The organism is Intestinibaculum porci (assembly GCF_003925875.1).
GTDB classification, from domain to species: domain Bacteria; phylum Bacillota_I; class Bacilli_A; order Erysipelotrichales; family Coprobacillaceae; genus Intestinibaculum; species Intestinibaculum porci.
In genome coordinates this window covers 691,510-717,113 of the sequence record NZ_AP019309.1, presented here as the reverse complement: position 1 = coordinate 717,113, position 25,604 = coordinate 691,510, and the positions used below count along the sequence as shown (strand labels likewise).

The following is a 25,604-nucleotide window of genomic DNA, read 5'->3' as shown; positions in this document are numbered from 1 at the left end:
TCCTATTGTAACACATTCTTAAACGAATAGACAATAAATATTGTCTTTTTAAAAACATTACGGTATTAAGTATGTGCTTTCATTCTACACCAAAATTTTCATATTTTGAATACATCCAGAGAAAAAACTTAAAAATTTTTTTACTCAAAAGAAAAACGGAAGAAATTATTTTTCTTCCGTGATCATTTTTCTTACTTGAGAAATAAAATGCAATGAGCCTGTCACAACCACTGCCTCATATTGTAAGACCGCCTGTTTGATCGCATCTTCAAAAGCTGGCATGTAGGTAGTGCCTCTCGTGACTAAAGCCTCCATATCAATCGCCCGTTCATCTTCAAAATGTGTCAGGATAACTGGATAATGGGCCGCGGTTAATAAGGCGATGCAGTCTTTCGCCTGATCTTCTTTAATGGATGAGAAGATAATGCCGATACGTTCGTCTTTATAATAGCTTAACGTCTTCAGTAATTCTTCAATGGCTGGCACATTATGGGCGCCATCAATAACGACCTTATGACCAAAGTAACTTAAGGTTTCAAAACGGCCTGGCCATTTTGCCCCTTCCACCGCTTTGATCGTCGCTTCTTTATCTAATGTGATCAGCTTAGAGGCAATCGTTAACGCTAAGCGGGCATTGGTCACCTGATAATAGCCCTGATCTTTTAACGTGAAAGCCATATCCCGATAAACAAACCAGAATGGGAAACCAGTATTTTCATATTCCGGCACGACAATCATCGTGGCATCGCGGGCATCACATTCTTCCTGCAGGCGCGCTAAGATCGTGCCTGAAATTTCCGAAGTAATAAACAGCTGATGCGGTTTAATAATACCCATTTTTTCATTGATAATATCATACAGTGTCGGACCAATCTGCTCGGCATGATCCATCCCGATATTCGTAATGGCTGAAATTTCTGGATCAATGACATTGGTCTTATCGTGCTTTCCGCCAATACCGCATTCAATAATCCGATAATCAAGATCATGGTCTTCAAAATAAGCCAGCATAATCATCGTATCGATTTCAAACATCGACATGTCATCGACTTCAATCGTATGATAGAACTTATTGATATACATCAGTAAGTCTTCATCAGAAATCGGGACATTATCAATGCGGATACGATCATTATGACGCACCATATAAGGGGAAGTGAACGTCCCCACACTATAGCCATTGGCATTAAGAATAGCGCGTAAGTAATTGACCGTTGATCCTTTGCCATTGGTCCCCGCAATATGAATCATGTGGGGCTGTTTCATATTGATCCCTAAATTCCGTAAGGTCGTGCGAAATTCATCCACTGTTCTTTTGTTTCGTTTTGATTCGATATATGCAATAGCTTCTTGAACGTTTTCAAACATTAGTCGATCCTCCAGTCAATTTCAGCGATGCCATGTTCCCGTAAAAAAGCATTGGTCCGGGAAAAAGGACGCGAACCGAAGAAGCCGCGATTAGCACTCAGAGGAGAAGGATGCGCACTTTCAATCACTAAGTGACGTTCATGAATCATCGGTGCCTTATTGCGGGCGGCACGCCCCCATAAGATAAAGACGACCGGCTTTTCCCGTTCATTCATCGCTTCGATGATATGATCGGTAAAGATCTCCCAGCCATGTCCTTTATGGGAATTGGCCATACCTTCTCTGACTGTTAAGACCGTATTGAGCAGTAAGACCCCTTGCCGCGCCCATGGCGTTAAATCGCCGGAATGCGGCTGGGGAATGCCAACATCACTCATTGCCTCTTTATAAATATTAATCAGTGATGGCGGAATTCTCACCCCTTTATTGACACTAAAGGCCAAACCATTAGCCTGGTGTAATTCATGATAAGGATCCTGTCCTAAAATGACCACTTTAATATCTTCGTAGTCACAAAAATTGAAGGCATGATAAATCTGTTTATGTGGCGGAAATATCGTATGCGTGGCATACTCATCCTCCACAAACTGATGTAATGCCTGATAGTAAGGCTCTTTCGCCTCGGTATTAATAATCTCCCTAAATGTCCTCATGATAAATAAACTTGCGGATGGCTTCCGCGACAACTCCTTCGTTATTGTCGGCCTGGGTGGTGTAATCACAAAGCGCTTTGACATCATCCACACCATTTCCGGCCGCAACGGCTAAGCCCGCTGCTTTCAGCATCGCTACGTCGTTATAATTATCGCCTATTGCGATCGTTTGTTCAATAGGAATGGAAAGTTTATTTGCTAAAATGGCGAGAGCGGTGCCTTTATTGACCCCTAAAGTATTGAATTCCATATAGCGATTTGAGGAATAGCTCACTTCGACACAGCCTTCTGTCATATCTTTCATCAGCGGTGCTAAGCTTTTGAGATAATCAGTATTGGTATTTTCAAAAAGGATTTTCGCAATCCGTTTGCCCTTTAAAAAATCAACGCTCGGCTCTTCAAAATAGGTGCAAGCTAGCTTCTGCGCGGTTAAGCGCTTGTATTCATCGTCATTGACATGATAGACAAAGAGTTCTTCATTGGCATAAATATGAATGCAGACATCATGCTTGACGCCAAACGCAAAGATTTCAGCCATCTTATCAAAGTCTAATCCTTGCCATGATATCATCTTAAAACCTTTATTTTCAGTGATGGCAGCACCATTATAGGAAATCGTATACTCATCTGGCTGATCATTTAAGCCAATTTGCGTGAGTTCAGGTAAGATCTGATTATAGCCGCGGCCAGTCGCCGCCACAATCCGCACCCCACGTTCTCTCACCGCTTTATTGATCCATTTCATATTTTCTGCGCAGACCTGATGCTCATCATTTAATAATGTTTCATCTAAATCTGTCGCAATCAGTTTATAGTCCATTATTTAACTCCTCCCATGAATTTTTCAATGACTTCAGCCACCGCGCCTTCAGCGTAGTCTTTCTCACAGACATAATCAGCCGTCTGCTTGATATCTGCATGGCTGCTTGCGACGCAGGCCCCTAAGCCGGCTTTTTGAATCATCGAGATATCATTGTAGTTATCGCCAATGGCGATCGCTTCACTGACGGGAATCTGTAAATAATCACACAGGAAAGCCAGGCCAGCGCCTTTAGAAACCCCGGCTGCATTACATTCCATATAACGATTAGAAGAAAAGCTTAAGGCGACATGTCCGGCGAGTTTTGGCTCGACACTTGCTTTGAGATCTCTTAAATAGTCCATGTCTCTTTTCATAAGCAACATCTTGGCGATGTCTTCCTGGATCTCATCTAAGTCGCCATCCATCACTTTATAAGGGGCTTTCTGGTTTTTCTTACGCTCCACTTCATAAGCATCAGCATTGAATATGTAGCAGCATTCCATCGTAAAGACAAGCATACATAAACCACGCTTTTGCCCTTCATCAAAAAGGATTCGGGCATCTTTTTTATCTAAGCCTTTAAAATAAAGGACATGGTTGCCTTTGTTTTCAATGACGAGACCGCCATTAAAACAAAGTGAATACTGCTTTTCACAGTTATAAGTATGGACCTGTTTTTGAATATCATAGATCATGTTATAAGAGCGGCCGGTCGCAATGACAAAAAGCTTATTCTTTTTTTGCATAGCCTCAATGGCACGCTGATTAATCTCTGGGACCTGCCCGTTTTGATCTAATAAGGTTTCATCTAAATCAGAAAATAAAATATTATACATGGTCATCCTCCTCGAAAAGCATCGGCATAAAAAGAGGCAGACGCTTGCGCCAAGCCGCTTCATTATGCGTTGTATGCGCAAAGAAATGGTATTCGTAGGCAATCCCTTTTTCCTCTAATGCGGCCCTAATGTGAGTGTTCGAAGAAATATAAGCCTCACTTTCCTGCGCATTGCCATGCCCTTCATCATCCCCTAAATCAAAGTAAAGTTTCCCTTCGCCCTGATAATGGGCAATTAAATCAAGGAACTGTTTTTCATAGAGGAAAAAAGCTGTGGAGAGGGCCGCTACCCGTTTAAACACCTGAGGATAAGCGAGAAAAGCATAGGCGCTGATCACACCGCCCATCGACGAGCCCACCATCGCGCTAAAACTTGGAAGAGTGCGAAAGCGATGATCAATGAGGACTTTGACATTGTCGATGACAAAGTGAAGATAATCATCCCCCTGACCGCCAACTAAGCGATCTTTTGTAAAGAGCTGGGAATAATAGTCATCTAAGAGCCATGGGCCATACTCATCCATGCGGATCGCATCATCAAAAACGCAGGGAATCGCGACCATGATGATATCAAGATGATGCTCTTTCACATACTGATCAAAGCCCCAGGATGTGCCCATAAAGGACTGATGATCAAAAAAGGCATTTTGTCCATCATTGATATAAAGCACAGGATACCGTTTCTTAGTTTTATAATAGTCCTCCGGAAGATAAATAACGACTTTTTTCTCACGCTGAAATTTTTCAAATGGTATCGATATCGTTAGAAACATAGTTTTTCCCCCCTATATGATAAAAGAATAAGCCATGCTTATTCTTGTTTGCGCGATTCACTATCATCTGGTAAAACGACAGCTTTTTCACTGCCTTTCGTAAAGATGTAATGGTCTCTGGCATATTTGACAACGTAATCGTCATCGTTTAAGTTTTTGACTTCCGTCTCTAAAGCGCTGCGCTCCTTTTTTAAGGCATCACGCTGTTTGACTAAAGCCTGATACTGAGCACGCTGCGTTCGCACCCGTTTCACATTTGATGCAATATTGACATAGATGGCAATGGAAAGCATAATCAGGATGACGGATACAACGGCTTTCTTGCCAATCGCCTGTTTTTTCTTGGCAGTCATTTGACCCACCTCTTTTTTTAGTCTTCGACTTTGATTTCTTCAATAACATCATACAGTTCGCTCGCTTCATCTTTTAAGACGTGCGGACGTAAGTCTTTGACACGAACTTTTAAAATAGAGCGTCCAAACTGGATTTCAATAATATCGCCAACCTTTAGTTTATAGGAAGGTTTGACAATTTTATCATTAACTTTCACCCGCGATGCTTCCGCAATTTCTTTCGAAAGCGTTCTTCTTTTAATAATCCGGGATACTTTTAAAAATTTATCTAAACGCATATCTTCACCTACTTCATTTTTTCATTTGTGAACACAAAAAGAATATCATGACTCCTGAAAAATTGAAAGTCCTTTTCGCGGGTGATCGTCCAAGCCCCTACCGCGATATGATGTTCCTTAAAGTACTGCAGCTCTTTCTCATTTAACTTACTGTATTTCACATGGATCCCATCTAAATGAAAGGTCACTGGATCTAAGCGGCGTTTCTTATAACGCCCGCTCACAATTAAAGCCACATAAGAAGCGGGCAGAAAGCGTCTGATCTTTATTAAACTTTCTAAGGAGACACTGCTGAAAACAACCTGATCTTCTAAATGATGCTGCTTAACGGCTAAAGCGATGGCGCGTTCAATGCCTTCACTTTTTGTATCCTTGATTTCTAAATTGAGAATCTTATGTGTGCCAGCAATCAGTTCTAATAATTCATCTAAGGTTGGAATCGTCACCCGAGTGTCAAACTTATAGTTGAAATTATATTGTAATAACTGCTGGTAAGTATAATCTTTAAGATACCCTTTCCCGGTGCTGGTGCGATTGATTTTCTCATCATGACACAATACCAAAACGCCGTCCCTGGTCATCTGCACATCGGTTTCAATACCATCAAAGCCAGCTTCTAAGGCTCTCGTAAAAGCGAGCATGGTATTTTCCGGATAACTTTTACTCAAACCGCGATGGGCTAATTCATACATAGTCTCACCTCTTTTCCCTATTATAGCGAAAAAGAGGTGGAAAAACCACCTCCATTCTATCCGTTAATAGCTTCAGTTAAAGCTGGAACAACCTGTTTCTTACGAGAGATCACACCTGGCAGTGTCGCTTCATGATCATCTAATGTGACATTGAAAGCTTTTTCTACAAAGTGTGGTTTACCGCCCGCTACAAAGACTTCAGAGTTTGCATTAATAACATCAGTTAATAATAAGACATCGAAGTCATAGTTGTTGTCTTCACAGACTTTTTCCATATAAGCAAGCATTTCTGCTTTATATGGCGCGAAGCCTTCGATATCCATCGTATTGACCTGGGCTACCCCGATCTTGCAGTCACCGATGTTGAAGCTCTTGTAATCCTGATTGAAGATTTCTTCAACGCTCTTGCCGACTAAAGACGTCCCGGCTTTGAACATTTCCATGCCAAATTCAACGGGATCCACACCAGCGATTTCCGCTAAGCGATAAGCAGTTTTCTTATCGAATGGTGTACATGTTGGGCTCTTGAAGATTAAGGTATCACTTAAGATCGCCCCTAACATAATACCAGCGATTTCTGGTGGAATTTCCACTTCCTGTTCATCAAACATCTTTTTGATGATTGTGCAGGTACAGCCTAATGGTTCAGCGCGGTAGTAAACCGGACCAACAGTCTGGAAATCTGCGATTCTATGATGATCGATGACCTGTAAGATTTCCGCTTCTTCGATCCCATCAACAGCCTGACCACGTTCGTTGTGATCGACCTGGATAATCTTTTTCTTTTCCCCTTTGATTAAGGCAAAACGTGAGATTGTCCCTAACACATTGCCGCTCATATCAACAACCGGATAAGAACGATAACGGGTATTGGACATGACTTCTTTTAATGATTCCACCGTATCATCAGTGGTGAAAACAGTTAAGTTGCCTTTCTGCATCGCGAATTCAACCGGGATCGCCTGAACGATCTGCTGGGAAGCCACGAAGGTATTGAATGGGGTAGAGATAACTGAGACATTCTTTTCTTTACAGTAAGCTAAGTCTTCTTCATCAATATCGAAATGACCTGTTAAAATAATCATTCCAACATGGGTATCCGCTAAGTAACGGATCGCATGTTTACGGTCCCCGCCTAAGATGGCAATATCATTTTCTTTGATATAATCACGTGAACCATCCGTCGTCATCGAAACGATATGGACCGTCCCGTTGACATATTTTAAATCTTTTGATAAGAATAAAGCTTTCGCTTCTAAGGTATCAACAACGTTTTCTACTGGCGTATGCGCCTTCTTTAAAGCATCAGAGTCCCATTCTCCCATATAGCCTTCCAAAATGTTCGTTGATGATAATAAGCCTAATAATTTGCCATGATCATCAAGCACTGGGGCACTCTTTAAGCCTTTGGCTTTCATTAATGACCAAGCTGTCTTTAATGTTAAATCTTTTGAGAAAACCGTTACTTTATCATAATCTAAGTCTTCCACTTTCTGTTTGACAGATTTTAATAACATCGGAATCTGCGCATGGAAGCTTTTTAAGATAAATTCTGTTTCTCGATTGACATTGCCTAAACGTACAGGCACAGCATGGTATTTACCAGTTTTGTTTAATAAATACGAGTAACTAATTGCGGCACAAACCGAATCACTATCCGGATTCTTATGCCCGCTGACATAAACTAAATCGCTCATAAATTCTTTCTCCTTACATCTTCTTTAGGTAACGATATATCGTTGGCTCGGAAACGTCAAGCTTTTCCGCAACTAATGCAATCGCACCCTTCACTTTGAAGGTGCCTTTTGACTGTAAATACTTGACTACGCGAATCTTTTCATCAACTTTTAAACGTTCAACAAGAACATAGGATGGGACGCCCATTTCCTGTAAACATTCTTTGATATACTGATCAACCATTTCATCAAGTGGTGAGGAAAGAATTTCAATTGGATTATCCTTTTTGAATTCCACCTGATCCGTCTCTTTAATTCCTAAGATCTTATTGAGAGTTGATGTAATATATTCCAAATCCGAAATATTGACATTGATACACAACATCCCAACTGGATATTCTTTGCCTGGTTCCTTAATAAAATAAGTAGCAGATTTCAATAACTTGCCATCAGGACCAGCAGTCTTATAGTTTAACACATAATCATGTTTCAGATACTGTTTTGTCTCTAAGTAGTGAATAGATAAGTTAGAAAGCTTCGCGCCCACGCTGCGGCCAGAAATCTGTCCGTTCGCAATCGCCACAACTTCCTGATCTGGTGTAGTTAAATCATGCAGAGCAATCTCCACATTGTCGCCAAGTGCTTCGCCTAAAAACTTCACGATGGCACCATATGGCTCTAATAATTTATACATTTTTCGACCTCCATTTATCTCATCTTATCATGATAAGAAAAAAATGCAAAGATTTTGAGGCATGATAAGGAATTTTTCCAAAAAGAAAAGATCCCCTTATGAGGATCTTCATAATTATTTCTTAGACAGCTTTTCATCAATTGCGTGAGCTGCTTTCTTCCCAGCGCCCATCGCTAAGATAACGGTGGCAGCACCGGTTACAGCATCACCGCCGGCATAGACATTTTCACGGCTGGTTTCATTGGTTTCTTCATTGACAATGATACCGCCCCATTTCTGTGTATCTAAGCCAGGTGTGGTCTGACGAATTAATGGGTTTGGTGACTGACCGATCGCTACGATGAATGTTCCTGTTTCAATTTCAAAAGTATGTCCTTCAACTGGAACTGGTCTGCGACGACCTGATTCATCTGGTTCACCTAATTCCATTTCCTGGCAGGTAATTGATTTGACCCAGCCATCTTCCGTGCCGTTGACAGCGATTGGGTTCGTTAAGAACTTGAAGATGATGCCTTCTTCTTTCGCATGATGGATTTCTTCCTTACGTGCTGGTGCTTCTTCTTCACTACGACGATAAACGATATAGACATTTTCTGCGCCTAAACGTTTTGCTGTACGTGCCGCATCCATGGCAACGTTACCAGCTCCGACAACACATACGGTTGGTGAGATCTTGACTGGTGTTGGACGATCAGGGAACATATACCCCTTCATTAAGTTAACACGGGTTAAGAATTCGTTCGCTGAATAAACACCATTTAAGCTTTCACCAGGAATACCCTGGAAACGAGGTAAACCAGCGCCTGAACCAACAAAGACTGCATCGTAGCCATCCTGTTCTAATTCATCGACAGTCACCGTACGACCAACGACAACGTCCGTTTCAAAATCAACACCTAAATCAGCGACAGTATCGATTTCTGACTGAACTAAAGTCTTTGGTAAACGGAATTCTGGGATCCCATAAGATAAAACCCCGCCGGTTTTATGTAAAGCTTCAAAAACATGGACATCATAACCACGTTTTGCTAATTCACCAGCACAGGTAATGCCTGATGGACCAGAGCCGACAACAGCCACTTTCTTGCCGTTTTTCTTAATTTCTGGGACAACCTTTTCCCCATGTTCACGATGATAATCAGCGACGAAACGTTCCAGACGACCGATCCCGACTGGTTCTACGCCCGCTTTACGGCCACGGATACATTTGCCTTCGCACTGATTTTCCTGTGGGCAGACACGACCACAGATAGCTGGTAAGGCATTTTCTTCAGTAATGACTTCATAAGCCTTTTCAAAGTCCCCTTTAACGACCTGTTCAATAAATCTTGGAATAGGGACATTCACTGGACAGCCTTCCACACAGAAAGGTTTCTTACAATTTAAACAACGAGTCGCTTCTTCCATTGCCATTTCTTTGGTATAGCCTAAAGCAACTTCTTCAAAGTTTTTATTACGGACATTAGGATCCTGTTCTGGCATTTTGACTTTTTCAGCTGCCATATTTGGTTTTCTTCTTGCTTCTGCCATGTTATTCGACTCCTCTCATCAGATCACAGATACGATCAGCATGTTCATCAACATATTTTTCTTCTTTCTTGAAGAATCTCTGTCTTTCCATTAACTGATCGAAATCAACATTCAGACCATCAAAGTCTGGACCATCGACACAGGCAAATTTCACTTTGCCATCAACGGTGACACGGCAGCAGCCGCACATCCCGGTGCCATCAACCATAATTGGGTTTAAAGAAACCGAAGTGGCAATATTGTGAGGTTTTGTCACACGAACAACGTTCTTCATCATGATTACGGGACCAATCGCAATGACGCAGTCAATCTGGTCACCAGCATCAATGCGATCCTGTAAAACATTTGTGACAAAGCCTTTTGTCCCGACTTCCCCATTATCGGTCGCAATATACACATGATCACAGAACTGTGCAAACTTATCAGCCCATAAAACATACTGTTTTGCACGGCCGCCGATGATGACATCGACATGAACACCCATTTCTGCTAAGGCTCTTAACTGCGGATAGACTGGGGCACTACCGATCCCGCCAGCCACCCCGATGACATGTTTCCATTCAGGGTTTAATTTGGTTGGTTCACCTAATGGTCCAACAAAGTCAGTAAAGCTGTCGCCTACTTCTAATTTAGCCATCTGTTTGGTTGAAAAACCAACCGCTTGAATAACGAGCGTAATTGTTCCTTTCTCGCGATCATAATCGCCAATCGTAAGTGGAATACGTTCTCCATCTTCACCAACGCGTGCGATGATGAACTGCCCTGGCTGCGCTTTTTTCGCAACTCGAGGGGCATAAACATCTACTTCGAACGCAGCGTCGTTCAAAATAACTTTTCTAGTAATTTCGTACATAGTTTATTTACACTCCTTTATACGTGCTATTTTAACATAACCTTTCACAATTAACAATTGCAAGGTGAGCGTTTTCAGGATAAGATAGCAGGGTAATATTAAGGAGAATACGAAAAATGAATAGAAAAATTGTCTTTTTTGACATCGATGGCACCCTCTCCACAGAGGATACTTTCACCATTCCAGAAAGCACTTTAAAGGCCCTAGCCTTAGCGCGATCAAATGGCCATCTGATGTTTATTAATACGGGCCGCTGTAACGCTTTTATCGAAAAGCAGATCAAAAACCTGGATGTCGATGGCTTTATTTGCGGTCTGGGCACTGATATTTACTACCAGGGAAAAGAGATCTTTTACCATCCCTTACCCCTTGATCTCTGTAAAAAAATCATTGATGTCTCGATTGCCTGCCGTTTAGAAAACGTCCTGGAATCCCGTGATGGGGTTTATTATCCAGAACACTTACGTGATCCCCTGAACATTCATTTCCGCGAGCGCTATATGAATCAAGGCTTCAATGTCAAAGATTATCATGCCCATGATGTTTATTCTTTTGATAAAATGGCCTGCTGGTATTTTTGTGATAGTGATATTGAAACCTTTAAGAAAACATTTGCCAATGATCTGACCTTTATCCAAAGAGCTGACAACTTTGTGGAAAATGCCCCTAAAGGCTATTCGAAAGCAACAGGCATTCAAAAGATTATTGAGTATTTAGGCATTCCTTGGGAAAATACAATTTCCGTAGGGGATTCCACAAACGACCTCGCGATGTTAGAATATACCAAGGAATCCATTGCGATGGGCAATAGTAACCCTGCCATTTTTGATCATGTCACTTATAAGACATCAGATATCAATGATGATGGGATTTATCGTGCCCTCAAACATTTTAAGCTTTTTTAGGAGGTCAATATGGACGCACAAAAATGTCGTTTAAGCAAATATTATGATATCGCCGATAATTGTTATAATATGATCGAATGTTACTACGAAGGATGGTTCTGTTATGTCATCGACTACAACAACGTTGGTCATGGTGATTATCCACTCGCAGAAATTTATGAGCATATCAAGGAAGATATCCCCACGCATTCCATCCCTTGTGCCCCTGGCTATAGTGATGATATGTGGATTGTCGATTATGCCTACTATCTCGATTTTCATCCACGCCATTAAGGTGAATGCCTAGGCATTCACCTCATTGACATGAATTTTATTTTTCTGGCAGTAATCCCATAGCTTACTGCCTTTTTCTTATAGACAATGCTCTCAAATATATAGAAAAATAAGGTTAAGATCTATTCTTTACATAACTACTTTTCATGCGCCAAAAAGCAAAATCATTAAGCATCTTCTTTAATGATCATTTGATAAATTATATAAAAAAAGACCTTCGAAAAGGTCTATTTCTTATGGACATATTTAAAGATAGTACCAATGACTGGTTTATTGATAAAGCCAGTATAGTCTTTATTCATCATCATGGCCCCAGCTTTTTCATAAACAGGGATAATTGGTAAATCCTGTGAGAGAATCTGATCTGCTTTGATCATGGCATTCCATCTTGTTGTCATGTTATCACTGTTTTTCACAATGTTCATCTGTTTGTTGTAAGCTTTCGAATCATATTTACCAAAGTTATTCTGATTCCCTTTTGTTAAAAGGTTGAGGAATGTTGTTGGATCCTGATAATCTGGACCCCAGCGTGTGCAGGCAATATCATATTCACCATTTGGCATTTTATTACCCGTACGGTCTTCTTTTACTGTCGCTGTAACATTAATCTTAACGCCTTTTAATTTCTTTAATGAAGACTGGACAAAGGTTGCTAACTGTTTCATTGTTTCTTCGTCAGAACCATATAAAACATCTAAAGTAATCGATTTCTTACCTAATTCTTTTAAGCCTTTGTTGAGATATTCCTGCGCTTTCTGCTGATTATAAGATAATGTCTGCCAGTTCCCGGCCTGACTTCTGAATTCTTTCCCGCTAGGAGAATTCGCTAAATCAGAAAGGACAAAGCCTTTTGCGGCACTTGAGCCATCTCCTAAGATGTTATCCGCAAAATCTTTTTTATTGATCGCGTAAGATAAGGCATAACGAATATTCTTATTCGCTAAAGCTTTATTCTTTAAGTTTAATGAAAGATAGTATTCAAAACCAGTATTGTAAGTAAAGTAACCTGCTTTCTTCTTATACTTGCTGACTAATGAGCTATCCACATGGAATAAGTCTACCGTTCCATTTTCAAAAGCACTCGCCGCACTTTTAGCATCCTGAGCCAAATGAATGGTCAGGTTATCTAATTCTACTTTATTGGCATCATAGTAATCTTTATTCTTGGCTAAAACAATTTTTGACCCTTTTGTCCATGACGTCACTTTGAAAGGACCATTAGAGACAAAGGATTTGACGCTCTTACCGTAACTTTTGCCTTGTTTCTTCGCAAAAGACGCATCAATAGGTCTAAAGCATGTAAATGTCATCAGTTGTTCAAAGAAAGCCACTTTCTTTTCCAAATTTACAACTACAGTATGATCATCTTTTGCTTTGATACCTAAGCTATTTAAATCTTTCTGTGTTAACGTCTTGCCAGCTTCCTGTTTTGCCGATAAGGCGTCCGCATTTTTAATATTTGCGGCACTTGAACCAAACATATATTCATAGGAACCCGCTTCTTTAAAAATACGCTGCCATGCATAAACAAAGTCTTCGGCTTTGACTTGATCACCATTACTCCACTTCGCATCGCGTAAAGTAAAGGTATATGTTAAACCGTTCTTGCTTTTGGTGATCTTTTTAGCCATCCCAGGAATCGTATTCCCTTTGGCATCATTGACCATTAAACCTTCAATACTCTGCTTTAAAACAACAATAGAACCTTCATCATCAACAGCTGATGTATCTAATGAACTGATATCAGAGTTTAAAGCATAGTTGAATGATTCAGCTTTACTGCCGCTATTGCCACAAGCGGTTAAAGAAAAAGCAGTCACTAAGCTGAGCGTCGCACCAATAATTCTTTTCATAAATATCCTCCTTACCCTATTACTCACTAGGTTAATCTGATAATACACAATATCATCATTCTTGTCAATCTGTGTGCACATCAAAATTTTCTTTTTTCACAAGGTGTATGATGATCATTGCAAAGACAAATACATCACCCATAAGCATCGTCTTATTAAATGTGTTCGTATGCATCTTTATTTTTTTGAAACCATAAGACTGTACTTTTCAACACCATCATATCAAACCAAGAACTTCATCTAAAGAAAAAACGTACAAGCGAAAAAAACTGCCTCTTAAGAGACAGTTTCAACCAATTGACCATTTTGAATAGCAAGAGAGTGATCCATTTGTCGAGCTAACTGGGGATCATGCGTGACAATGATGACACATTTATTGTGTTCATGTGCTAACTGGATAAAGGTATCTATTATACCTTTTGATGTATCCTGATCTAAGTTACCAGTTGGTTCATCACAAAGAATCAAAGCAACATCTTTCGCGATCGCCCTGGCAATGGCAATACGCTGCTGCTGACCGCCAGATAACTTGCGGATATCACGCGTTGCTTCCTCTTTGCTTAAACCTAAGCTTGCCAGAATATCCAACGCTTTCTGCTTTTTATGACTTTCCTGGATATGGGCAATCTCCATCGCATTGACGACATTCTGACACGCATTCATATACGTAATCAGATTATAAGACTGGAAGACAATAGAGACATTCTGACGTCGATATTTATTAAGACCAATCTTTTTTAAAGACTGATCCTGATAAAGAATCTCTCCTTCTTTAGGCACATCAAGGCCGCCTGCTAATGAAATCGACGTTGTTTTTCCGCTGCCCGAAGCACCAACAATGGCATACGTTTTTCCTTTTTCAAAGCGATAGTTGGCCTGACTTAGAATATCGACACGTTTTCTGCCATCCTGATAATAATAGCTGACATCTTTAAACGTTAATAAACTCATCTTTAGCCCTCCTTCTTCATTAAAATTTGTCGTGGTGACAGACGTAAGATATAGCTAGATGGCACAGCGATCGAAAGCAGACAGATGGCGCAACTGACACCAGCTAATTCACCAATGACCGAAGCACTCACAGAGACATCTAACTGCTTATTCGTTGGAGAAGTCATGGCATTTTGCATCATCCGGCCAGGACCGCCTTGAGCGCCCGGACCAGATGGGCCTTTCTGTGATGAAGAGGCAGAAACGGTTGTCTGAGTAGAGGTACTTGTGAGCATTGAGGAAATGCTGTTGGCTACCATCTTGCCAGTTCCTAGTGCTGACTGCTCCCCACGGCAAGCCGTGGGGGTTCTCTGGCGGCATTCTGCAGAAGGCGTACAATCGCACGGCACTATTTCGCGAAGGAAACAGTGCGGACTTCAGCACATCTGTCTTTCTGCCGGAGCAGCTAACCTGACGGTCAAGCATCCCACTGGACACATTATCGGCCGTCTTTGTGCTTTCACACGGGAAACGCAGTCAGGTTCCCCTCGGCACTGAACTGAACATCTCTAAAATCTTATTCCGCTGTTCAACACCCGAATCTTATTCTTTATAATCCAGCTGATCATAGCACGTTCCTTTGCGTACTTGTCACTGAATCCAGTAATGCATTTTGATTTGTCAATCGTCATGTTCACAGTATCAATACTGTAGAGCAGATATGAGGAATACCAGTCTCTCTGAACAGCCGTTCCGTCCGAAAGACTGTACATGCGCTGCGACAGCTCTTTTTTAATATAGCTGTCTGATGTGTGATCGTACTGGCTTGCACGATAGTTATTAGGAACTTCTATATAGCAGGCAAACTTTTGTTCTGCCTGCGTCTGAAAATAGCCGGGGCATCTGTTCTTAACAGACTTTCCAAACCGCTTCTTTCTGGTGCATCTGCCGTTTTTATCTGTGCCATCCTTTGTGGAGCGCTTCTGAAGCTTCTTCGTGTTCTTCGGCTCTGTTACAAAGATATCACCTAGGCTTCTCAGATGATTAACCTCCTCGTTAATAGCAAGATGCCTGTTAACCGCATTGATGCGGCAGAGCTCGGTATGCTTTGCTTTCAGCTTCATATATCTGCGGGAGAACTTCCATTTCTTGGGCCCTTTTCTGATCGTGCCGTCAGCGTTGTAGTTGTCAGGATTCGTAGCTCTTTTCGACCTATCCATTGAGCGAAGGAGCAGACGCTCTTTTCTTTCATTCTCTGAGACAGAAGAGCCTCTTTCGGCAAGATTCCTAAGACCAACTTCAGTATCAGATGTATAGGCAATTGTCTGAGTGCCGATGTCACATCCTACAACGCCATGTCCCAGCTTATGTCTTCTGCATCCGAATCTGTTGTATTTTGTAACGGATCTGCCTTCGATTGTTATGTGAACGAAGACTCTCATTTTTCCTCTGATGACTGAGCATGACAAAGATACGTAACACGGTCTATATGTGCTGATAATTTCGCCGGAAGCATTCATCGCGCTGACTGCAGCTCTGTCGCTGGCTTCAGGATCGTTCATGTACGAAAGAACAGCGCTGACTTCATCGCTTTCGAATCTGTCCTTTACCAGAACGCCAAATGTCATTCCATGAAACGAAAATGTCAGAGAGTCTTCCCTCGCTTTCATGATGATGCCTCTGTTAATCTGTTTTGCTCTGATGCATGGAAGATCCCCACGCTTTGAAAAGTGAATGTCTTTTCCACCTGAATACAGGCATTTTTCAACTCCGCGCCACACATCCTCGGCTTTTGTGAGTCCGAATACTGCATCAATGCCATACTTATTATCAAGAGGAACCATAGCCTTTCTGCAGAAGTCAAATGTAACATTATATGACTGCTGAAGCTCCTTTAGCTTTTTGGCAGCAGCCTTAAGACCGTCCTCGTCTTCAGCCGCCTTGCATTTCCCATATTCCCTGTTGAAATATCTGTATTTCTTTGTGCGTGTCAGCTGCTCAAGATTATTTTTCATAATTCCGACAAGTTCGTTGCCGGCTTTGCGCACAAGATCAGCATAGTGAAAAATTCTGCATCTGTCCTGGTAGGGGATATCCGCCTCAAGGACAAGAACGTGTCTTGGCGAGTTTTTATGGTACTGGCGCAGCTGCTTTTGGTAATCTGTCAGCTTACATTTCTTTCTTTCTCTCATGGCTCTTCTGCTCCTCTATATATTTCTGAACCGTCGTTTCGCTTATATGACCGACAGTTGATATAAAATATCCGTCAGACCACAGTTTCCCGCATTTCGCATAAAAACGCTTCAGTTTGGGAAAGGCTCTGAACATTTCAACTGCACTTAATGATTTGAGGGTTCTGACTATGTCGCACGGCGCTACAGTCTGGGGGCAGTCCACAAAAATATGAATGTGGTCAGGCATGACTTCCAGCGCTTTAATGCTGTAGCTGTATCTGCTGCAAATGTCTGCAAGTATTTTCTTGAGCATGTCTCCGGCTTCATCGCCGAGCACTGAATATCTGAATTTTGGGCACCATATAATATGGTACTGTGTCAGATACCGGCAGTGTGCTGCGCTGTGATACTGATCACCGTTTCTCATCAGGATCACCAAGCTGGTACTTTTCCTGAATGCCTCTTCGCATCAGCTCAAGAAAAGTTACCTTCTTTCCTTCTTCAACTGAATAGATGCGAGCAATATTTTCAAGCTCGTCCTTCCATTCTTTGGGAATTGATATATTAACCTGAACGTTTTTTGATTTAGACATAGCATATCCTCCTTAATCTATCTATATTATATATCCTATCTATGTTTCTGTCTACAAAATCATAAAAAAAAGCGGCTTTCATCCCCACGGCAAGCCGTGGGGTTTTCGCCGCTGATTTATAACATAAAGGCAAGCACCGCAATCAGGCCGACTTCCACTAACTGCTGGGCAATAATAGCGGCTTTTGATTCCCCTAAAGATAAGAACACACCAAATTCATAGAAACGAGAACGTAAAGTTAAAATAAGAATGAAAGCCAGAATAATCGCCCCCGCCGCGATGACGACAACTAAGAAGATATTGGCGAATTTCTCCATGTTCTTTAAAGAAGAGACACTCGCTTCATAAGCTTCATCACTGGTCTGCAGCGCATAGGTATTCCAGTTAATCGAAGTTTTCTTCGCTAATTTAGCGAAGGCAGAAGTATGGGCGGGATCATCAAGATAATACGTTGCACTCGTAATCGTTGTGGTTGAATGATTTAATGTCTGCGCTGTTTTTAATGGTGTATAAATCGTGTTATAAGGATTCTGGCGATCAGACATATTATCCATTGATGCACTTGAAGATTGAATTTTATAAATACCGATAACTTTTAAAGTGACATATGTCTTCTTTCCAGAAGAAGTTGTCGAATACACTTTAAATGACGAACCAACCTTTAAGTCGTTATCACTCGCTAATGCCGACGAGATGACTGCATAATTCTTGCCATCATCATTGCTATTTAACAAACGACCACTGATGAGTTTGTAACTGCCATTAGTGAACGAAGAGATTTTTTTCATCGTCGTATTCCCAGAAACACTAAATGATGTTTCAGTCATTTTATTTTGGGCACTACCAGATGACCTTGCTTTCCCTGGCGATGTTCCTTGCTGGGTATTAGATGATGATGAATTTGATACTTTTACAGGATCAATGGAAGATGAATTCACCCCTACAGAAGTGCTATAGTTATAGCTTTGGACATATTTCAGATGCTTTAACTGATCCGCGGTAGACATCTTCATCGCCTTCATAACAGAAGCCATGGAAGCCCCTTTCTTGCGATTTTGCATTAATTTCTGCATGTTATAAGATAATGTCACCGTGGCTCCCATTGAGCTACGCACCTGCGCCATTGATTTTTCCGTTGCCTTTTTAATCGCTAAGCCGGCTAATACCAGGTTCGCAATTAAAGCCATAATCACCAAGAGAAGTAATGACTTCCCGATGCTCTTTTTAATGCTTAACAAAGCATTTTTCAAAACCATTTTGAATTCCTCCTTTTGACAGTTTCATTGTAGAAGATCATCACAAGAGAAAATTCAAAGGGTTATGGGATTTTCTATGAAATGGCTTTCGTATTATGGGAAAATAAAAAGGGAGAGCAGCGTTACTCTCCCATACTTTGACGATATTTCCAAACCTTATAAATCACTCGCGCTATTGAGGCAATAAGTAAAATAACCATCATCACCATTAAAAATAGTGAGGCTTTATATTTTACGAAACGATAAATCATTAACGCTACGGCTATTACATATAAGATCGCAATGATCACATCAACACTCTTAAAAATCTTCATAAAATCATCTGCTCCTATAGCAAGTATATAACTTTATGAAAGACTTGTCATGACCTTGTTTATTAGTGTCCAACAACGCGGTTCTTCCCCTGCTTTTTGGCCAGATACATGGCCTGATCAGCCAGATCAATCATTTTCTCATAACGGCTATTATTGGTGGTATAGCCAATAGAAACCGTCATATAAATGCACTTATGAGAAGACAGTGGAATGGCGATCATACGGATCTCTTCTAACAGCTCGTGAGAGAGCTCCTGAGGATCACTCTCACTCAGCCCCACTCCTAAAAATTCCTCACCGCCGTAGCGATAAAAACTCATATGATGGGTTTCACCAAACGTAATGAGAAAGGAACCAAGCTGTTTTAAGCACAGATCGCCAACGCTATGGCCATAGGTATCATTGATCTGCTTGAAGTTATCGATATCAAGCATATACATGGCTGTAATGGTCGGAAAAGCCCCCGATAGCGACTTCTTCATTGTTTCAAAAAGATCTAAGCGATTATAAAGACCGGTCAGAAAGTCCACACGGCGATCATGATCCGCCTGGTTATAAAGTTCTTTGACTTCATTAACCTCTTCTTCAAGCCTAGTCTGCTTTTCTTTTAACCGCAGCTCTTCAAGGCGTATTTTTTCATCTGAAATATCGATGCCATAAATAATACATTCAATATGCTCATTACATGGATTTTCAATCAGATTGGCAATAATGCGTGACCATCTGACTTTACCATCATCATAATAAGAATTTGTTTCTAAAAGCACCTGATAACGCTGAGAGGCATAAGCCTCCAAAAGGGCCTGGCGGCAGAAAGTTGCAAAGAATTTTTCCTGACCCGCCGGCTCTGGCACAAAGGAGGCAATCTGATGAATCAGTGCATCGACATTGGCCATATTCTGCATATCTCTGGCATTCTGGGCATGGCCATCAGAACTCATCCATGTATCAGTCGTCAAATCAACATGGAAAACGCCCTGCCCATCAGGAATGTTCGCTAAAATGTCTTTGACACGATTGGTATAGCGACGCTCCGCATTTTTTGTATCGGTGACATCACGGCCGTTTTCGATAAACACACGCCGCCCTGCCCAAGTAGTATAACGGTAAGTCATCTGAAAAATACATTTCCCGTCATCCACTTCCATCTCTTTGACCTTCTCATGGCTCATTTTATGCATTGGACAGCGGCTGCAGGGTGCCTGAAAGCCAAACATATAGTCATAGCACTTTCTCCCTTTGTAAGGACTTTTAGGGTGGAGTGATAGCTGGCGTGTCGCCGTATTGGCGTAAACCATCGTATAATCTTCAGGATCAGTAACCAAAACAAATAAATCCGAATGATCTAGCAGATCCTGCATACAGGCTAATTCCTGATCACTATTAAACGCTCTGCTTTCCCATGTTAAAGGCCATGACAGATCAGCATCTAAGAAATCAAAATAGTCCTTTTCTGATAAAGGCTTAGAAAAATAATAACCCTGGATATAATCACAGCCTTCCTGCTGAAGGAAATGAAGCTGTTGCTCTGTTTCAACCCCTTCGGCCACCGTCTTCATATTGACACTATGGGCCATTTGAATGATCGATGCAACAATCGAACGCATTTTCTGATCCGTCTCGATCTGAATGATAAAACTGCGATCGATCTTGATCACATCAAAAGGATAATTGCCAAGAATACTAAAAGAAGAATAACCCGTCCCAAAATCATCCAGGAGCAGTCTCGCCCCGGTTTCTTTGATCTGTTCCAGTAAATAATTCGCATTTTGTTCAAGGGCAGCCATAGATGTTTCTACGACTTCAAAATTAATGAGCCCTTCAGGCAAATCGTTATTTTTTGTCAGCGTCATGATCTGATCCATCAGATGATCATAATAGAAATCCTGCCATGATAAATTCACTGAAACAGGAACGACTAACTGATGGACATCCAGCCGCTTTTTCTGAAACGCATAAACCTGTTCTAAAACATAATGATCTAGTTCCGTAATCAGACCATTTTTTTCAAAAAGATTAATGAACGCTTCAGGAGAAATGAATCCCATTTCCGGATGCTGCCAGCGGACCAGTGCTTCTGCCGCATGGATCTTTCCAGTATGCAATGAAATAATGGGCTGATAGTATACTTTAAAATGATGCTCTTTGATGCTTTTTTTAAAATCGATCAGCATCTGCGCTTCGCTGATTTGATCAAAGCTCATCTGAGGCTCATAAAATGTATACTGATGCCGGCTATCGCGATCAACATTCTGCTTAGCGGTAATCGCCCATTCCACCATCTGCGATGCACTTGTCGAAGGCGCTTCGACAAAGTAAATTCCACAGCGTAACTGCAGGTGGATCGTGCGACCGTGATACACATATTTTATTTTTAGAAGATCATCTAAGTCTTCCCATCTGAAGTGATCGCGTCTGATGAGAAAAACAAACCAGTCGGATTCCAGACGTGCACTGATCTCTGGTGCTAAGAAGCTGTCATCGATTTTTTCCAGGACAAAGCGTAAAAGCTGATCACCGCCATCGATGCCAAAGATATCATTGATGGCTTTAAAATTGTAAATATCAAAGACTGCCACCGCATAATCCGATGGCGTCTGCCGGTGAAATAAAGCATCCGCTTCTTCAATGAAACCTTCACGTGATAAATGCTCTGTCAGTTTGTCATATTTATGCTGATTTAACAAAGCCCGCAGTTCTTTTTCTGTTGTTGGCAGCTGCCGTGAAACGGCTTCACGCTCCCCGGTAGTACTAAAGATCAAAGCATGACCAATGCTGCCATCAGATAGTGGCAGATTGATGGCATCCACCGTCTCATAAATATGGCGAATCGGATCAAAGTAGACTTTGGGACCTTTCACCTCATTGACAATCGGACAGACATCACATGGTGCCTCACTATCCATTAAACATTTGTAACATTTCTTCCCTTTTATAAGCGAAGGATAAGTCTCTTTAGCGACATCATTAAAATTGACGACATCAAATGTATCATTGATCACATAACACCCAGAAAATTTATTTTTATTCGTCATAAGTCTCTCCCCAAAAACAAAAAATAATATATCTATGACTTCAATTATATCATATCCATATCAGAAAAAGGATGGATAAATAATCATTTTTTGCGAAGCGCAAAAAAGATCGATGCTTCAGCATCGATCCTTTACAATTTTATTTCTTTTTTGCCTGACGAGCTGCGTTTCTTGCATCTCTTTCCTTAGCGAATTCAGGATATAAATCCTTGTAAGGTGTTTCGTAATCGTAAATCTTAGTTAAGATTTCTTCCATATCTTTAACGATAGGCATTCTTGGGTTAGCAGGTGTACACTGATCTTCATAAGCGTTCATAGCCATTCTGTGGACTGATTCCATCCAAGCATCACGGTCGATACCCTGTGATTTAATGTTAGTCGCACCACCGACTTTAACCCATAACTGTTCTACAGCTTCAGCGAACATTTCTACACCTTCTGCATCACTCTGAGGTTTTAAGCCGATTAATTCTGCTAATTCACGATATTTATGGTCAGCTTTGTAATTTTCGATCTTTGGCCATACATTTAACTTAGTTGGAACTGTACCATTATATCTGATTACGAATGGTAATAAGATACCGTTAGCACGTCCATGAGGTACATGCCATTCGCCACCGATCTTATGAGCCATAGAGTGGTTCATACCTAAGAAGGCATTAGCGAATGCCATACCAGCGATGGTAGCCGCATTGTGCATCTTAATTCTGGCTTCTGGATCACCAGTTAAGACTGATTTTTCTAAGTTTTCGAATACTAACTTAACAGCCTGTTTAGCCCAGCCATCAGTATAGTCTGAAGCTAAGATTGAAACATAAGCTTCCATCGCATGTGTTAAGACATCGATACCAGTGTCAGCAGCGATTGTTGCTGGTACAGACATTGTAAATTCTGGATCGTTGATTGCGATTGTTGGTGTTAATGAGTAGTCAGTTAAGGCATACTTAACGTTGTTTCTTGTATCTGTAATGATTGCGAATGGTGTCACTTCAGCACCAGTACCTGAAGTTGTTGGGATCGCTACTAACTTAGCTTTCTTACCAAGTTCAGGGAACTTAATAGCTCTCTTACGGATATCCATGAATTTCTGTTTGATATCATCGAAGTTAACTTCTGGGTGTTCATACATTAACCACATAACTTTAGCTGCATCCATTGAGCTACCACCACCTAAAGCGATGATTGTATCAGGAGCGAAGCTTCTCATTAATTCAACACCGGCCTGAACAACTTCAAGAGTTGGGTCAGACTGTACATCTAAGAATAATTCTAAGTCAACTTTATTTCTTCTACGACGAATAACGTCTTCGATCTTGCCTACATAGCCAAGGTTATACATTGAACGGTCAGTGATAATCATGGCTTTGTTCATTACTCTCATATCTCTTAAGTATCTAATTGAATTACGTTCAAAGTAGATCTTTGGAGGAAGTTTAACCCACTGCATATTGTTATTACGTCTCCCAATTCTCTTAATATTTAATAAGTTAGCCGTACTTACGTTATTTGAAACTGAGTTGTGACCATAAGAACCACAGCCAAGTGTTAATGAAGGTAAGAAGGCATTGTATACTGAACCGATACCACCAAATGTAGATGGGGCATTTTCAATAATACGGATCGCTTTTACACGTTTACCAAATTCTACAGTAATATCATGGTTTGTTGTATGGATCGCAGCGGAATGGCCTAAACCATTGAATTCTACAGAAGCTTCCGCTTTGCTAATACCATCTTCAGTACTTTCAGCACGTTCCATGGCTAAAACTGGAGATAATTTTTCTCTTGTCATTGGTTCGTTAGGACCAATTTCATTACATTCTACAACAATCATCTGCGTGTCTGCTGGGACTTCGAAACCAGACTGCTGAGCGATCCAAGTCGCATTTTTACCAGCTACAACACCATTTAATTTCGCATTTTCTACGCCATCGCTGTAAGCTTCATAACCGAACATGAATTTTTCAAGTTTCTTCTTTTCTTCAGCGTTTGCATAGTATACATGATATCTGCCTAATTCTGCTTTGAATTCATCATAGATTTCTTTATCAACGATAACGTTCTGTTCAGATGCACAGATCATCCCGTTATCGAATGTCTTTGATAAATAAACATCATTGGCAGCCATTTTTAATTTACAAGATTTTTCTACATATGCAGGAACGTTACCAGCCCCTACACCTAATGCAGGTTTACCACATGAGTATGCAGCCTTAACCATCGCATTACCACCAGTTGCTAAGATTGTAGCAACACCTGGATGATTCATTAATGCGTTTGTGGCATGCATTAATAATGAGCCAGCCGCAACGTTAGCTGGTTTCATTGGTAACCACTGGATACAGTCTTTAGGTGCCCCAGCCGCTACTGCTGCATCATACATAACCTTCGCAGCTGCGACAGATGAATCATGTGCACCTGGATGGAATGAGAAGATAATTGGGTTTCTTGTCTTCATAGAGATTAAAGACTTGAAGATTGCTGTTGAAGTTGGGTTAGTGACAGGAACGATCCCGCAGATAACACCAACTGGTTCAGCGATTTCAGTAATTCCAGTTAATTCATCTTCACGGATGATACCAACAGTTTTGGTATGTCTCATGTTGTTAGTTACATATTCGCAGGCGAATAAGTTTTTAACAGCTTTGTCTTCAAAGACCCCACGGCCCGTTTCATTAACAGCTAATTCTGCTAATTTACCATGGTGATCAAGGCCAGCTACTGACATCTTTGCAACGATGTAGTCGATCTGTTCCTGATCCATCTGTTCAAACTTGTCCAAAGCCACTAATGCTTTTTTAACCATTGTATCAATGCAAGCATCAATTTGTTCTTCGGTTTGCCATTCTTTGACTTCTACGTTTTCTTTTTTTTCAGCCATTTTTTATTCCTCCAAATAATTCACGGTTAAATTCTTTTCACTCGCTGATGTAATCATACATGAACGTTTCATACATTGCAATAGTTATATGTGAAATATTAAACGTATTAGTAAATTACTATCGCGTTAGCGTTTACACTTTGTCATTATTCTAAATGTAACATGCTTACATTATCATAATGAACAAAATTTGTTATCATTGCTTTACATTCTATATCATTCTAAATCATGATGCACTTCCTTAATGTAAGCCTTTTTCTTTGCAAATGCAATTCCATAGGCAAGCATATTATACCCCTTTGTAAAAGCCTTTACATATTCTTTGCTTACAATTTGTGCACATGCTGAATCACACATAGTAAAACGATCACTTTCTTTTCTTGAGTACTTACATTCAATAATGATTCCTGTTCCAAAAGGAAGACGAGGAATCAAGGCTAAATCGAAGCGTCCTCTCCCAGCTTCATGATTTGGCTGTAATTCATAACGATCATTGTGAAGTAAGCCAGCTAAAAAGCCATGATAAAAGCTTTCTTTAGCATCATAATAACTCATTGATTCTATTAAAATATTATTAAGCAGTTCTATTGCCTTCATGACATTTTCTTCTAATAATGCCTGAAAGAACTCCTCGCCGGTCTTTTTATAAAGTGGTTTAAAGCAATCATAGAAACAATCTTCATAAACCTGCTTCACTTCTTTATTTGGGATCGTTAGTAAAAAGGTTTGATTTTCCGAAACTTGCACAGCTTTAAGATAGCCCGTATAAAGCAGAAATGAATAAATAGATTCTCTATCATCCATATCTTGACACGTCAAATTTTCCTTAATTCTCTTTTTAATAGAATTTCCTTGCATCAATTGTTCAAAATCATCTTTCATT

Annotated in this window: 25 protein-coding genes; 2 read left to right on the top strand and 23 right to left on the bottom strand. The window is 40.7% G+C overall.

The window, feature by feature from the left end:
- Positions 1–165: 165 nt before the first annotated feature.
- From SG0102_RS03520 to SG0102_RS03465, 12 genes are all read right to left on the bottom strand, one after another.
- Positions 166–1,368, bottom strand: a complete 1,203-nt coding sequence (locus tag SG0102_RS03520; protein WP_125118679.1) for a bifunctional folylpolyglutamate synthase/dihydrofolate synthase — start codon at positions 1,366–1,368, stop codon at positions 166–168.
- Positions 1,368–2,021 carry a uracil-DNA glycosylase gene (locus SG0102_RS03515; protein WP_125118678.1) on the bottom strand — a complete coding sequence of 218 codons (654 nt, stop codon included), beginning with the start codon at positions 2,019–2,021 and terminating at the stop codon, positions 1,368–1,370. Before SG0102_RS03515 ends, SG0102_RS03520 begins: the two co-directional genes overlap by 1 nt.
- Positions 2,008–2,841 (bottom strand): Cof-type HAD-IIB family hydrolase, encoded by an 834-nt coding sequence (locus SG0102_RS03510; protein WP_125118677.1) that lies wholly within the window; start codon positions 2,839–2,841, stop codon positions 2,008–2,010. Before SG0102_RS03510 ends, SG0102_RS03515 begins: the two co-directional genes overlap by 14 nt.
- Entirely contained in the window at positions 2,841–3,659 is an 819-nt protein-coding gene (locus SG0102_RS03505; RefSeq protein ID WP_125118676.1) for a Cof-type HAD-IIB family hydrolase, read from the bottom strand. The genes SG0102_RS03510 and SG0102_RS03505 overlap by 1 nt, the downstream gene beginning before the upstream one ends.
- Positions 3,652–4,431 (bottom strand): alpha/beta hydrolase, encoded by a 780-nt coding sequence (locus tag SG0102_RS03500; protein ID WP_125118675.1) that lies wholly within the window; start codon positions 4,429–4,431, stop codon positions 3,652–3,654. The genes SG0102_RS03505 and SG0102_RS03500 overlap by 8 nt, the downstream gene beginning before the upstream one ends.
- A gap of 38 nt (positions 4,432–4,469) precedes the next feature.
- A complete protein-coding gene (locus tag SG0102_RS03495) occupies positions 4,470–4,784 on the bottom strand; it encodes an FtsB family cell division protein (RefSeq protein ID WP_125118674.1) in 315 nt (104 codons plus the stop codon).
- A gap of 17 nt (positions 4,785–4,801) precedes the next feature.
- The gene (locus tag SG0102_RS03490; protein ID WP_125118673.1) at positions 4,802–5,062 is read right to left on the bottom strand and encodes an RNA-binding S4 domain-containing protein; all 261 of its coding nucleotides are present in this window, start codon (positions 5,060–5,062) and stop codon (positions 4,802–4,804) included.
- Between the two features lie 8 nt (positions 5,063–5,070).
- Positions 5,071–5,754, bottom strand: coding sequence for a glycerophosphodiester phosphodiesterase family protein (locus SG0102_RS03485; RefSeq protein ID WP_125118672.1), 684 nt, complete (start codon positions 5,752–5,754; stop codon positions 5,071–5,073).
- Between the two features lie 56 nt (positions 5,755–5,810).
- A complete protein-coding gene (locus SG0102_RS03480) occupies positions 5,811–7,451 on the bottom strand; it encodes a putative manganese-dependent inorganic diphosphatase (RefSeq protein WP_125118671.1) in 1,641 nt (546 codons plus the stop codon).
- Between the two features lie 13 nt (positions 7,452–7,464).
- Positions 7,465–8,124, bottom strand: coding sequence for a helix-turn-helix transcriptional regulator (locus SG0102_RS03475; RefSeq protein ID WP_125118670.1), 660 nt, complete (start codon positions 8,122–8,124; stop codon positions 7,465–7,467).
- A gap of 114 nt (positions 8,125–8,238) precedes the next feature.
- A complete protein-coding gene (gltA, locus tag SG0102_RS03470) occupies positions 8,239–9,654 on the bottom strand; it encodes an NADPH-dependent glutamate synthase (protein WP_125118669.1) in 1,416 nt (471 codons plus the stop codon).
- 1 nt (position 9,655) lies between these two features.
- The gene (locus SG0102_RS03465) at positions 9,656–10,507 is read right to left on the bottom strand and encodes a sulfide/dihydroorotate dehydrogenase-like FAD/NAD-binding protein (RefSeq protein ID WP_125118668.1); all 852 of its coding nucleotides are present in this window, start codon (positions 10,505–10,507) and stop codon (positions 9,656–9,658) included.
- Between the two features lie 116 nt (positions 10,508–10,623).
- Here SG0102_RS03465 and SG0102_RS03460 point away from each other — a divergent pair, with 116 nt between their 5' ends.
- Positions 10,624–11,412 (top strand): Cof-type HAD-IIB family hydrolase, encoded by a 789-nt coding sequence (locus tag SG0102_RS03460; protein ID WP_125118667.1) that lies wholly within the window; start codon positions 10,624–10,626, stop codon positions 11,410–11,412.
- A 9-nt stretch (positions 11,413–11,421) separates the two neighbouring features.
- Positions 11,422–11,685: a hypothetical protein gene (locus SG0102_RS03455; protein WP_125118666.1), complete on the top strand. Its 264-nt coding sequence runs from the start codon at positions 11,422–11,424 to the stop codon at positions 11,683–11,685.
- 227 nt (positions 11,686–11,912) lie between these two features.
- On the opposite strand, the gene SG0102_RS03450 is transcribed toward SG0102_RS03455, so the two are convergent.
- The 11 genes from SG0102_RS03450 to SG0102_RS03400 form a co-directional block, all read right to left on the bottom strand.
- Positions 11,913–13,538 (bottom strand): peptide ABC transporter substrate-binding protein, encoded by a 1,626-nt coding sequence (locus tag SG0102_RS03450; RefSeq protein WP_157982963.1) that lies wholly within the window; start codon positions 13,536–13,538, stop codon positions 11,913–11,915.
- 276 nt (positions 13,539–13,814) lie between these two features.
- Complete coding sequence (locus SG0102_RS03445; RefSeq protein ID WP_125118664.1) at positions 13,815–14,489, bottom strand: ABC transporter ATP-binding protein; 675 nt, start codon at positions 14,487–14,489, stop codon at positions 13,815–13,817.
- A 2-nt stretch (positions 14,490–14,491) separates the two neighbouring features.
- A complete protein-coding gene (locus tag SG0102_RS03440; RefSeq protein WP_162300176.1) occupies positions 14,492–14,764 on the bottom strand; it encodes a hypothetical protein in 273 nt (90 codons plus the stop codon).
- A 273-nt stretch (positions 14,765–15,037) separates the two neighbouring features.
- A complete protein-coding gene (locus tag SG0102_RS03435; RefSeq protein WP_197715067.1) occupies positions 15,038–16,660 on the bottom strand; it encodes a hypothetical protein in 1,623 nt (540 codons plus the stop codon).
- Positions 16,638–17,069 (bottom strand): IS200/IS605 family transposase, encoded by a 432-nt coding sequence (gene tnpA / locus SG0102_RS03430; protein WP_125118662.1) that lies wholly within the window; start codon positions 17,067–17,069, stop codon positions 16,638–16,640. Before tnpA ends, SG0102_RS03435 begins: the two co-directional genes overlap by 23 nt.
- On the bottom strand, positions 17,056–17,235 hold the full coding sequence (locus tag SG0102_RS03425) for a hypothetical protein (protein WP_125118661.1): 180 nt from the start codon (positions 17,233–17,235) through the stop codon (positions 17,056–17,058). Before SG0102_RS03425 ends, tnpA begins: the two co-directional genes overlap by 14 nt.
- Before the next feature lie 116 nt (positions 17,236–17,351).
- A complete protein-coding gene (locus SG0102_RS03420; RefSeq protein WP_125118660.1) occupies positions 17,352–18,491 on the bottom strand; it encodes an ABC transporter permease in 1,140 nt (379 codons plus the stop codon).
- Between the two features lie 122 nt (positions 18,492–18,613).
- Positions 18,614–18,805 carry a hypothetical protein gene (locus tag SG0102_RS03415; protein ID WP_125118659.1) on the bottom strand — a complete coding sequence of 64 codons (192 nt, stop codon included), beginning with the start codon at positions 18,803–18,805 and terminating at the stop codon, positions 18,614–18,616.
- A gap of 62 nt (positions 18,806–18,867) precedes the next feature.
- The gene (locus SG0102_RS03410) at positions 18,868–21,840 is read right to left on the bottom strand and encodes an EAL domain-containing protein (RefSeq protein WP_125118658.1); all 2,973 of its coding nucleotides are present in this window, start codon (positions 21,838–21,840) and stop codon (positions 18,868–18,870) included.
- A gap of 139 nt (positions 21,841–21,979) precedes the next feature.
- Complete coding sequence (adhE, locus tag SG0102_RS03405; RefSeq protein WP_125118657.1) at positions 21,980–24,721, bottom strand: bifunctional acetaldehyde-CoA/alcohol dehydrogenase; 2,742 nt, start codon at positions 24,719–24,721, stop codon at positions 21,980–21,982.
- A gap of 216 nt (positions 24,722–24,937) precedes the next feature.
- The gene (locus SG0102_RS03400; RefSeq protein ID WP_125118656.1) at positions 24,938–25,603 is read right to left on the bottom strand and encodes a PD-(D/E)XK nuclease domain-containing protein; all 666 of its coding nucleotides are present in this window, start codon (positions 25,601–25,603) and stop codon (positions 24,938–24,940) included.
- Position 25,604 lies beyond the last annotated feature (1 nt).